The following is an 11,076-nucleotide window of genomic DNA, read 5'->3' on the forward strand; positions in this document are numbered from 1 at the left end:
CATGGGCGCAACCACGCCCCGCACATCCCGACTGCTGCCGCTCGTGGTGCTCTGCACCGGGCAGCTGATGATCATTCTCGACCAGAACATAGTCAACGTGGCGCTGCCCGCCATCCAGCGCGACCTCGGATTCTCCGCGGCCGACCTGGTGTGGACCGTCAACGCCTACGTGGTGCCCTTCGGCGGCCTGCTGCTCCTGGCGGGCCGGCTCGGTGACCTGCTGGGCCGCAAGAGGATGTTCATCGCCGGTCTGGCCCTGTTCACCCTCGCCTCGCTGCTGTGCGGGCTGGCCACGGACCAGGGCACGCTGATCGCCGCCCGCTTCGTCCAGGGCATCGGCGGCGCGGTCGCCTCGGCCGGCATCCTCGGCATGATCGTCACCATGTTCCCCGAGCCGCGCGAACAGGCCCGGGCCATCGGCGCGTTCTCCTGCGCCTCGGCGGGCGGCGGCGCCATCGGCCCGCTGGTCGGCGGTGTCCTCACCGACGCGGTCAGCTGGAACTGGATCTTCTTCATCAACCTGCCGCTCGGCGCGGCCGTCGTCGCGGTCGCGCTGCGCGCCCTGCGGCACGAGCCCGGCGCGGGTCTGCGCGGCAACGCCGACGTGGCCGGCGCGGTGCTGGTCACCGCCGGTCTGATGCTCGCCGTACAGACCATCGTCGGCGCCGAGACCGCGGGCTGGGGCTCCGCGCGCACCCTCGGCGGCGCCGCCGCCGCGCTGGCCCTGCTCGCGGCGTTCCTGGTCAGGGAGTCCCGCGCCAAGGCGCCCCTGCTGCCGCTGCGGGTGCTGGCGGTCCGCTCCGTCGCGGTCTCCAACACCGCCCAACTGCTGCTCATCGCGGCGATGTTCGGGTTCCTCTACTTCGGCACCCTCTACCTCCAGAAGGTCCTCGGCTACGACGCGCTCCAGACCGGCCTCGCCTTCCTGCCGGCCGCGTTGTCCATCGCCGTGGTCTCCCTCGCCCTCGCCGCGCGGCTGATCACCCGGCTCGGCGCCCGGCCGGTGCTGCTCGGCGGACTGGTGATGGTCACCGCCGGGTTCGTGCTGTTCGCGCGGATCCCGCTGGACGGGGGCTACGCGTCGGCCTTCCTGCCGTCCGCGCTGCTGCTCGGCCTCGGCTTCGGCGCGGCGATGCCGGCGCTGATGATGCTGGGCGTCGCCGACGCCGGCCCGGAGGACTCCGGTGTCGCCTCCGGCCTGTTCAACACCAGCCAGCAGATCGGCGGCGCGGTCGGCCTCGCCGTCCTCAACACGCTGGCCACGTCCCGGACCGGCGCGTCGGCGGAGCGGGCCGCCCTGCTCGACGGCTACCGGCTGGCCTTCGCGACGGCGGCCGGTCTCGTGCTGGCCGCCGCCGCGGTCGCCTGGGCGGCGCTGCGACCGGGCCGGGACCGCGGTGACGCCGAGGAGAACGGGACACCGGTGGTCCACGCGGGTCTGTGACGGACAAGCTGACTTCCCGCCCGGGGCGCCGGGCGGGAAGTCCGCGGGGGCGGTGCCGGACCGGCACCGCCCCCGCGGTTCGTCCGCCTCCGGCTCCCGGGCGGTCAGCCGACCTCGATGCTGCGGCCGTGCTGGAAGAAGTTCGTCGGGTCGTAGGCCCTCTTCACCGTCGTCAGACGGCCGTAGTTGTCGCCGTAGTACCTGTGCTGCCAGTCGGACAGCCTGGAGCTGGTGAAGTTCACGTACGCCCCGCTGCTCAGCGGGTCCAGCACCGCGGCCGCGTTGTCCGTCCAGCTCTCCGCGACCGCCTGGTCCTCGGCCGGCGGAGCCGCGGTGGGCAACTGGTCGACGAAGCCGGCCACGAACGTGGCGTCCCGGTGCCAGTATGCGGTCGAGGTGCGGCTGACGCGGTTCGCCGCGCCGCCGAGCGCCATGCAGTGCAGATAGCGGGTGTGCCCCGCGGCGCGCTGCGAGTCCCAGGCACCCAGCAGCCGGGCGTTGTCGGCGGCGCCGAGCCGGGTGTTGAACAGCCGGTAGGTCTCCCGCTGCCAGCCGACGCGCGGCAGGGCGGCGTCGGGGTTGGTGCCCGTACGCTGGCACTGCTGCACGGTGAAGGAGTCGCAGTGGTAGACGTGCTTCATGCCGTCCGCGTAGGAGCCCTCGACGGCGTTCGAGTCCTGCGGCCGGGCCCCGGACAGGGACGCCAACTGGGCCAGTGCCGTGTCGAGTTCGGACTTCGGGCCCAGATAGCCGCCGGTGATGAGGACCAGCGGCTGCTGCCCGGCCGCGGCGTCCGGGAGCATCAGGATGAACTGCGAGCCCAGGTTGTCCGAGCCGGACCCGATCCAGTCCTGCCAGGCGCCGAACAGGGCGGCCACGTCGGCGTAGTCCCACCACGTCTCGTAGTACACCATCGTCGGTGCGCTGATCGGGCGGACCTCGAAGTCCACCACGATGCCGAAGTTGCCGCCACCGCCGCCGCGCAGCGCCCAGAACAGGTCGGAGTTCTGCGTCGCCGAGGCCCGCACCAGCGAACCGTCGGCGAGCACCACCGAGGCCGCGGCCACCCGGTCGCTGCCCAGGCCGAACTTGCGGGTCGCGTACCCGTACCCGCCGCCGGAGAAGAACCCGCCGGGGCAGACCGTCGGGCAGGTGCCGGTGGCGATCTGCTTGCCCAGCGGCGCCAGGGCGGTGATCCCGTTCACGGACTGGGTGCCCGGACCCATCCGCACGTTGGAGCCGCTGACGGTGGCGTGGTTGATCCGGGACACGTCGATCACCAGCCCCGGACCGGTGGACCACCCCGCGTAGCTGTGCCCGCCCGAACGCGTCCGGACGGGGATGCCCCGCTCACGGGCGAAGAGCACCGACTTCTGGACGTCCGCGGCCGTCTCGCAGTACGCGATCGCCTGCGGGGCGGCCGCGTCCCACTGCATCATCATGAGCTGCTTGGCCTGGTCGTAACCGGTGTCGCCGGACTGCACCAGGTCACCCTGGAGCCGGGCGGCCAGTGTCGAGAAACCGCTGTCCGCTCCATAGGTCAGGGTAGGAACCGCGCCGGCCGCGACGCCCCCGAGCGCCACACCCCCGCCGACCCGTATGAAATTCCTCCTGTTGAGCATTCTTGCCTCCCCCGCCCCGGAATTCCGGGGTCCTCGTCGTGGATCGCAGCGAACCTACGCGGGGAGATCGACGAGGTAGAACCCCTAACACTTCGGGCGCGACTAAACCCCTAACTCGCCCCGTACCGGACGGGGAAATGCGAATGACGCCCGGACGGGATAATTCCGGGCGTCATTTCGTTTCGCGGACGGTCCGGCTCAGCCGAAGCTGGCCCGCTCCAGCCACGCGTCGAGCAGACCGGCGTCGCCGAGCACCTCGACCCGGCCGCTGTCGGCGGGCTGACGGCGGTAGAAGACCTGGAGCACGTCGACGAGGGGACCGCGCAGCGTGGTGGTGGCCGACTCGTCGACCCCGCGCCGCCAGGAGAACCCGTCGGCGCCCAGCTCGATCAGCCAGTCCGCGCCGATCTCCGGCGCGGTGTCCGTGCCGCGCAGCGCGATGGTGCCCGGGCCGCGCAGCTCCGCCAGCCGCGGGGCGGCCTGCGAGCCCCAGGGGCTGGCCAGCACGAACAGCCACTCGTCGATGGCGTCGGCCGCCACCTCGGGGGCCACCTGGTAGTCCGCGCCGAGCGCGACGGCCGCGTCGGCGTGGTGCACCACGGCCTCGTGCGCCATGCGGCGGGCCCAGAAGGAGGCCGTCTCGACCGGCATCCCGGTCCACACCGCAGCGTCCGGACCGGCCGCGGTCAGGTCCTCGACCACCCGGGCCGCGCTGTCGCGCAGCCAGGCGGCGACCGTCTTGGCGTCCCGCGCGGCCGGCGTCATGTCCGGGACGGTGGCGTGCGGCACGAAGGAGGTGGCCCGGGTACGGACCGTGGCGGCCGCCCAGCGGTTGGTCTGACCGATGTGCAGCGCCAGGCCCGCGATATCCCAGGCGGGACAGGTCGGAACCCGCACCGACAGGTCGGACGCCTCGACGAGATCCGCGATCCGGTCGGTCTCCGCCGTGATTTCCGCGCAGTAACGGGAGTAATCCAATGGGTAATTGACCATGCCGGAATGTTATCCGCCGGATCCGTGGCGCGGGCGTCGGCGCGGGCCGTCGAAGGCAAAGACTGGGGTGGTTTAGGGGGGTGTGAAGGAGCTCGGATGGCCGGAATCCATCGATACAGTCCAGCCGCACACGCAGTCTTGCCGTCCAGGAAGGTCGTCATGTCTCAGACCGAGACCGGCACCGCGGATCCCATATCCCCAGCGAAGGCCGTGTCACGCCTGCCGTCGCTGACGGGCATGCGGTGGATCGCGGTGTCGATGGTGTTCGTCTACCACGCCACGTGGGGCGTCTATCCCCCCACGGCGTTCCCCGAACCCCTCACGTTCGTCACCGCCAACGGGGGCTGGGTCGGGGTGTCGTTCTTCTTCGTCCTCAGCGGTTTCGTCCTCGCCTGGTCGGCCCGCGCCGGGGACACGGCGCCCGGGTTCTGGCGGCGCCGGTTCTTCAAGGTCTACCCGAACCACTTCGTCACCGCCCTGATCGCCATGCTGCTCATGGTCTGGGCGGGCACCGGGATCAAGCACGTCGTGCCCAACCTGCTGCTGGTGCAGTCCTGGTCGTGGGACACCGACGTCTCCCTCAGCGTCAACGGACCCAGCTGGTCGCTGTCGTGCGAGGCGTTCTTCTACCTGATGTTCCCGCTGTGGCACCGGCTGATCCGCCGCATCCGCCCCGAGCACCTGTGGTACTGGGCCTCGGCGGTGATCGCCGCCGTCCTCCTGGCGCCCTTCGTGACCCTGCTCCTGCCCGACCACCCGCAACTGGGCTGGGAACCCACGCCGGTGTACGACTTCTGGTTCGTCTACATCTTCCCGGTCACCCGCACGCTGGAGTTCCTCCTCGGCATCCTGCTCGCCCGGATCGTGCTCACCGGCAAGTGGATCAACGTCCGTCCGGGGGCCGCCGTCGCCGCCTTCGTGGCCGGCTACGCCCTCTCGCTGTACGTCCCCGACCTGTGGGGCTACACCGCCTCCACCATCATCCCGCTCGCCCTGCTCATCCCGGCCTTCGCCATGCGTGACGTCCGCGGGGAGCCGTCGCTCGTCGGCGGCCGCACCATGGTCTGGCTCGGCGACGTCTCCTTCGCCTTCTACCTGCTGCACCGGATGCTCCACGCCCACCTCGTCTATCTGGTGGGCCCCGGCCATGTGTGGCACTTCTGGGACGCCACCGGCCTCGCCGTCATCGCCTTCGCCCTGTCCACCCTGCTCGCGTGGGCCCTGCACCGGCTGGTCGAGACGCCCGTGCAGCGCCGCTTCGGAAAGTCCCGCAAGCCCAGCCCCAAGGCCGTGGAGGTCGCTGCCTGATGTCCGTCGTACTCGTCACCGGTTGCAGCAGCGGCTTCGGCCTGGAGATCGCGCTCGCCTTCGCCCGCGAGGGCGACACCGTGTACGCCTCGATGCGCAACCCCGCCAAGGCGGACCGGCTGCGCGAGCGGGCCGCCGCCGAGGACCTGACCGTCGAGGTCATCGCCCTCGACGTCACCGACGAGACCTCGGTGCGGCAGGCCGTCGCCGATGTCGAGCAGCGCCACGGCGCCATCGACGTGCTCGTCAACAACGCCGGCATCACCTACGCCGGGGCGGTCGAACTGACCCCGGAGGAGCACGCCCGCCGGCTGTTCGACACCAACTTCTGGGGTGCCCTGCGCACCGTACGGGCCGTGCTGCCCGCGATGCGGGCGGCCGGCCGCGGCACGATCGTCAACATCAGCTCGCTGGCGGGCCGCATGTGGTCCGTTCCCTACGGCGGGTTCTACGCGGCCAGCAAGTTCGCCCTCGGCTCCGTCAGCGAGGCCCTCGCCGGCGAGGTGGCCCCGTTCGGCGTCCGCGTGGTGTGCCTGGAGCCGGGCAACTTCGCCACCGACGTACGCGCCAACGCCTACGTCCGCGAGACCGGCCCCGACGACCCCTACGCCGCCGACGAGTCCTGGATGCAGGAGTTCCTGGCCCGCAGCAGCGGCGAGGGCGCAGGCGACCCGGCGGTCCTCGCCCGGGCGGCCGTCGACGCCGTCCGTGACACGAACACCGAACTCCACACCCTGGTGGGGGAGGAGGCCCGGATGATGACCGAGGCGCTTGAGGCCGCCGGCACCTTCGAGAAGTGGCTCCCCGGCTTCGTCACGTTCGCCGAGTCCGTCGCCGGACCGCGCCCCGTGGGACCGTCCGGAGCCTGACGGCACAAGGGGGTGTGAGGGGGGTGGTCACGGGAGGCCACCCCCCTTTCGCCGATCCAGACTGAACGCACCCACGAGGAGGACCAGCCGATGTTCGACGTTGCCGCATACGCCAGCCACCTGGGCTACGAGGGCTCCCTGGAGCCCACCCTGGACACCCTGCGGGCACTGCACCGGGGGCACCTGGAGTCGATCCCCTTCGACAACACCCTGCACGCCCACAAGGGACTCGCGGTCTGGGACGAGGTGGAGACCGACCCCGACGTGCTCTTCGAGCAGCTCGTCACCGGCCGGCGCGGCGGCGTCTGCCACGAGCTGAGCGGACTGTTCCGGACCCTGCTCCAGCGCCTCGGCTACGACGTGCTGATCCTGTCCGCGGGCATCCGCGGCGCGAACGACCAGTACGGACCCGACCTGGAGCACATGCTCAACGCGGTCCGGATCGACGGCGAGACGTACCTGGTGGACGTCGGCTTCGTCGGCCCGTCCTTCATCGAGCCGCTGAAGGTCGCCGACCAGGAGCAGGAGCAGAACGGCTTCCGCTTCAAGGTGGTGGACCAGGACGGCTACAAGGTCGTGCTGCGCCACGGCGCCACCGGCGACTGGCAGGGCGTCTACCGGTTCCGCGACCGCGAGCGCCGGCTGACCGACTGGAAGGGCTTCTCCAGCACGGTCGAGAAGGACATGGAGTGGTTCTGGGAGGGCGAACAGCTCACCGCCGGCACGAAGATCCAGGGACGCACCAGCGAGAAGGGCCAGCAGATCCTGATCGGCCGCCGGTACGTCGAGTCCAGGGACGGCGCGGAGAAGGTCCGCTCGATCATCGACAAGACCGAGTACGCGAACCTGGTGCGCGAGATCCTGCGGCAGACGGACTGAACGGACCCGTGCGCCAAGGGGGCCGTCCGGCAGTGCGCCGGGCGGCCCCCTCCGGCCGTTCGCCAGGTCAGCCGGCGGCGGGCTCCAGCACCCCGATCCCGTCCCGCAACTGCCCGATCACTGCGGCCAGTTCCTCCCGGCCGGCCGCCGCCCCGAACACGTAGAAGTCCGGCCGCACCAGCAGCGTGCGGGTACGCGACTCCGCCAGGTACCGCAGGTACACCCCGTCGGTGTCGGTGACCTGCCCCGGCCCCGGCTCGCCGCCGTCCGCCGGCAGCACCCGCACCACCCGCGCCCGGAGCCGGTCCAGCACCGCGCGCTCGGCGTCGCCGAGCAGGGTGTCCGGGTCGTCCGCGGTCAGCAGGACGAAGCCGAGCCCGACCACCTCGTCGAAGTAGCCGGTCCGCCCGTCCCGGGACACCCGGCCCTGCGGAACGAGGTCACCCGCCGGCCGGCGCGGTGCCCGGCCCGCCGCACGCCGGTACAGCAGCCCGTCCTTGAGCGGCTGCACCGCACCCTGCGGCCGGCCCCCGCCGACCCCGCGCTCCCGGGCCGCGAGCATCGACGCGTCCCGCTCGGCCGCCGCCCGCGGATCGTCCTGGCAGATGACGTGACCGAGGTTCACCGACATGGTGATGGCGTGCTGCACATGCTGCCGACGCTCCACGGTGTAGCTGTCCAGCAGGGCCTCGGACGCCCGGCCGGTGAGCACCAGGTCCAGCTTCCAGGCCAGGTTGGCCGCGTCCCGGAAGCCCGAGCACATGCCCTGGGCGGCGAACGGCGGCATCAGGTGCGCCGAGTCGCCCGCCAGCAGCAGCCGGCCCGCGCGCCACCGGTCGGCGTACCGGGCGTTGAAGGTGTACACGGCGTGCCGCTCCAGTACGGCGTCGTCCGGGGTGACGCCCTGCTCGCCGAGCAGCTTCCAGGCGCGCTCGGCGGTGTTCAGCTCATCGACCGTCTCGCCGGGCACCCGCATGAACTCCCAGCGGCGGTGGCCGGGGCCCGCCGAGACATGGGTGCGCGGCCGGGCCGGGTCGCACACCTGGAGGTTGTTGGGTTCGTGGACCCGGGGCTCCCGCTCGGCGACGTCGCAGATCAGCCAGTCGTGCGAGAAGCCCAGGTCCGTCTGCGTGGTGCCCATCCGGTCGCGCACGAAGCTGTTGGCGCCGTCGCAGCCCACGATCCAGCGGGCGGTGAGGGCGAGCGGGGGCACCTCGTCGTCGTGCCGCCCGGTGGGCCGTACCAGCAGCTCGCAGCCGCTGTCGGTGGCCGTCAGGCCGACGGCCTCGTGGCCGCGCAGCACCGTCAGGGAGGGCAGTTCGGCGCCCCGGGCGGCCAGCGCCGCCTCCAGCCCCGGCTGGTACATCGCCGTGGAGTCGGGCCAGCCGCAGAGGCCCTGCCGCGACGCCTCGATCCGCAGCAGGCTCAGCCCCTCCGCGTTCACCCACTCGTAGGTGCCCGACGGCTCCGAGAAGGAGGGGATCCGCGCGCCGATCCCCGCGGCGGCGAGGACACGGGCCGACTCGCTGTCGAAGTTGACCGCGCGCGGCATGGTGTAGGCCGTGGGCCAGCGCTCCACGACGACGACGCGGTGGCCGTGCCGGGCCAGCAGGATGGACAGGGTCTGGCCGACCGGGCCGTACCCCACGACGAGGACGTCGCTGTCGCCGAAGCCGTCCGCGGTGGTGGTGTGCATGGCGGTGTTCGCGCTCCTTGGGTCGGAGAAGGGTCGGAGAAAGATCAGAGAAGGGTCGCGGAAGGGGAACGGGGCGGGCGGCCCGGCGGGCCGCCCGCCCCGACGGGCGGATCAGGCGTCGGCCGGGGCCGTCGTCAGCAGCGGCTCCAGGAACTCCGCGACCATGCCCGGCGTCGGCTGGTCGAAGAGCAGCATCACCGGCAGCTGGAGGCCGGTCGCCTCCGTCAGCCGGTTGCGCAGCTCCACGGCCGTCAGCGAGGTGAACCCGATGTCGAAGAAGCCGCTGTTCTCCTCGATCTCCTCCAGGTCGTCGTGGCCGAGCACGCCCGCGGCCGTCTGCCGCACCAGGTCGGTGAGCAGGTCGTACCGCTCGTCGGGGCCCAGCCCGGCCAGCCGCTCGGCCAGCACCTCGCCGGGCTCCCGCGCCTCCTCCCCGGGCAGCTGCCGCTCGACGGTCTCGCCGTTGCCGATCACGATGGATGCCTCCAGCCAGTAGCGACGGTGTTGGAACGCGTAGGTGGGCAGGTCGGTGCGGCGGGCACCGGTGCCCTCCAGGACCCGGCCGAGGTCGGCCGGCAGCCCCCGCACCTGGAGCCGCGCGAGCGAGGTCAGGAACGTGGCCAGCCCGCCCTCGTCACGACGCAGCGACCCGGTGACCACGGCACCGCCCGGCGCCCCCTCCAGGGCCTGCTGCAACGCCGGGACCAGCACGCCGTGCGGGCTGCACTCCACCCATACCTGGTGGCCCCGCTCGCGCGCCACGGCCGCGGCGTCGGCGAACCGCACCGTGCGGCGCAGGTTCTCGTACCAGTACTTGGCGTCGGTGTCGCCCGCGCTCAGCCACTCCAGGGTGACGGTCGACAGCATCGGCACCCGCGGGGCGCGCGGCTCCACCGGCGCCAGCAGGTCCAGCAGCTCCGTCCGCAGGTTCTCCACGTGCGGCGAGTGCGAGGCGTAGTCCACCGGGATGCGGCGCACCCGCACCCCCTCCTCGGCCAGTCGCGCGGAGAGCGCGTCCAGCGCCTCGACGCCGCCCGCGACCACCGTGAAACCGGGACCGTTGACCGCGGCCACCGACAGTTCCGCACTGAACGGCTCCAGACGCCGCTCCGTCTCGTCGGCCGGCAGGAACACGGTGGCCATCCCGCCCCGGCCCGAGATCGCGCCGATCGCCTTGCTGCGCAGCGCCACGACCCGGGCGGCGTCCTGGAGCGACAGCGCCCCGCTCACCGCCGCCGCGGCGATCTCGCCCTGCGAGTGCCCGATCACCGCGTCCGGCTCGACACCGTAGGAACGCCACAGCGCGGCCAGCGCCACCATCATCGCGAACGACGCCGGCTGCACGACGTCCACCCGGTCCAGCGCGGGCGCGCCCGCCGCCTGCCGCAGCACGTCGGTGAGCGACCAGTCGACGTACGGTGCCAGCGCCTCCTCGACCTCGGCGATCCGCGCGGCGAACACCGGCGACTCGTCCAGCAGCCGGGCACCCATCCCGGCCCACTGGGAGCCCTGGCCGGGGAAGACGAACACGGTCCGGCCCTCGACGTCCGCGGTGCCCCGCACCACCTGGGCGCCGGAGTCGTCCGCGGCCAGCCCGGACAGCGCGGCCAGCGCCTCCGACCGGTCCGCCGCGACCACCACGGCCCGCCGCTCGTGCGCCTCCCGCGTGGTGAGCAGGGAGTGCCCGACATCGGCCAGCGGCAGCCCCGGGTGGGCCACCAGGTGGTCGTGGAGCCGGGCCGCCTGCCCGCGCAGCGCCGCCGCCGACCGGGCCGACAGGGCCAGCGGGACGGCCACCGGCGTCTGTCGTGGGGCGGGGTCGGTGGTGTCGGCCTGCGGTTCGGGGGCTTCCTCGATGATGACGTGGGCGTTGGTGCCGGAGACGCCGAAGGAGGAGACGGCGGCGCGGGCGTGGCCGATGTTGGATTTGAGGGAGCCGAGCCAGAGGGGTTGGTCGGTGGGGCGGTCCTGGCCGTAGGTGGCGATGACGGCTTGTGCCTCGATGGGGTCGCCGAGTCTGGTGCCGGTGCCGTGGGCTTCGACGGCGTCTATGTCGTGGGTGGTGAGTCCGGCGTTGGCGAGGGCTTGGCGGATGACGCGTTGTTGGGAGGGGCCGTTGGGGGCGGTGAGGCCGTTGGAGGCGCCGTCCTGGTTGACGGCGGAGCCGCGGACGACGGCGAGGACGGGGTGGTTGTTGCGGCGGGCGTCGGAGAGGCGTTCCAGCAGGAGCAGGCCCGCGCCCTCCGACCAGCCGGTGCCGTCCGC

At 72.6% G+C, this 11,076-nt stretch carries 8 protein-coding genes; 4 read left to right on the forward strand and 4 right to left on the reverse strand.

Annotated elements, in window-relative coordinates; translation table 11 throughout:
- Nucleotide 1 precedes the first annotated feature (1 nt).
- The gene (locus IF37_RS0124905; protein WP_030746632.1) at nucleotides 2–1,444 is read left to right on the forward strand and encodes an MFS transporter; all 1,443 of its coding nucleotides are present in this window, start codon (nucleotides 2–4) and stop codon (nucleotides 1,442–1,444) included.
- A gap of 104 nt (nucleotides 1,445–1,548) precedes the next feature.
- Here IF37_RS0124905 and IF37_RS0124910 read toward each other — a convergent pair whose 3' ends face one another.
- The gene (locus IF37_RS0124910; RefSeq protein ID WP_030746634.1) at nucleotides 1,549–3,066 is read right to left on the reverse strand and encodes an FAD-binding oxidoreductase; all 1,518 of its coding nucleotides are present in this window, start codon (nucleotides 3,064–3,066) and stop codon (nucleotides 1,549–1,551) included.
- Nucleotides 3,067–3,264: 198 nt separating this feature from the next.
- Nucleotides 3,265–4,059, reverse strand: a complete 795-nt coding sequence (locus IF37_RS0124915) for a maleylpyruvate isomerase family mycothiol-dependent enzyme (RefSeq protein ID WP_030746637.1) — start codon at nucleotides 4,057–4,059, stop codon at nucleotides 3,265–3,267.
- 159 nt (nucleotides 4,060–4,218) lie between these two features.
- Between IF37_RS0124915 and IF37_RS0124920 the strand changes: the two genes are divergently transcribed.
- From IF37_RS0124920 to IF37_RS0124930, 3 genes are all read left to right on the forward strand, one after another.
- On the forward strand, nucleotides 4,219–5,367 hold the full coding sequence (locus tag IF37_RS0124920; protein ID WP_052845353.1) for an acyltransferase: 1,149 nt from the start codon (nucleotides 4,219–4,221) through the stop codon (nucleotides 5,365–5,367).
- On the forward strand, nucleotides 5,367–6,236 hold the full coding sequence (locus IF37_RS0124925) for an SDR family oxidoreductase (protein WP_030746643.1): 870 nt from the start codon (nucleotides 5,367–5,369) through the stop codon (nucleotides 6,234–6,236). Before IF37_RS0124920 ends, IF37_RS0124925 begins: the two co-directional genes overlap by 1 nt.
- Before the next feature lie 90 nt (nucleotides 6,237–6,326).
- Nucleotides 6,327–7,115 (forward strand): arylamine N-acetyltransferase, encoded by a 789-nt coding sequence (locus tag IF37_RS0124930; protein WP_030746645.1) that lies wholly within the window; start codon nucleotides 6,327–6,329, stop codon nucleotides 7,113–7,115.
- Between the two features lie 67 nt (nucleotides 7,116–7,182).
- Here IF37_RS0124930 and IF37_RS0124935 read toward each other — a convergent pair whose 3' ends face one another.
- Both IF37_RS0124935 and IF37_RS0124940 read right to left on the reverse strand, forming a co-directional pair.
- Nucleotides 7,183–8,811, reverse strand: coding sequence for a bifunctional 3-(3-hydroxy-phenyl)propionate/3-hydroxycinnamic acid hydroxylase (locus IF37_RS0124935; RefSeq protein ID WP_030746648.1), 1,629 nt, complete (start codon nucleotides 8,809–8,811; stop codon nucleotides 7,183–7,185).
- A 111-nt stretch (nucleotides 8,812–8,922) separates the two neighbouring features.
- Nucleotides 8,923–11,076 (reverse strand): acyltransferase domain-containing protein (locus IF37_RS0124940; protein ID WP_037856981.1); only part of this gene is annotated, 2,154 nt, incomplete at its 5' end.

The organism is Streptomyces sp. NRRL S-31 (assembly GCF_000718775.1).
In the GTDB taxonomy this organism is placed as follows: domain Bacteria; phylum Actinomycetota; class Actinomycetes; order Streptomycetales; family Streptomycetaceae; genus Streptomyces.

Bases quoted from the DNA above. Each gene is read 5' to 3' on its own strand.
- IF37_RS0124905 (WP_030746632.1), top strand. From the start codon at position 2: ATGGGCGCAACCACGCCCCGCACATCCCGACTGCTGCCGCTCGTGGTG.
- IF37_RS0124910 (WP_030746634.1), bottom strand. From the start codon at position 3,066: ATGCTCAACAGGAGGAATTTCATACGGGTCGGCGGGGGTGTGGCGCTC.
- IF37_RS0124915 (WP_030746637.1), bottom strand. From the start codon at position 4,059: ATGGTCAATTACCCATTGGATTACTCCCGTTACTGCGCGGAAATCACG.
- IF37_RS0124920 (WP_052845353.1), top strand. From the start codon at position 4,219: ATGTCTCAGACCGAGACCGGCACCGCGGATCCCATATCCCCAGCGAAG.
- IF37_RS0124925 (WP_030746643.1), top strand. From the start codon at position 5,367: ATGTCCGTCGTACTCGTCACCGGTTGCAGCAGCGGCTTCGGCCTGGAG.
- IF37_RS0124930 (WP_030746645.1), top strand. From the start codon at position 6,327: ATGTTCGACGTTGCCGCATACGCCAGCCACCTGGGCTACGAGGGCTCC.
- IF37_RS0124935 (WP_030746648.1), bottom strand. From the start codon at position 8,811: ATGCACACCACCACCGCGGACGGCTTCGGCGACAGCGACGTCCTCGTC.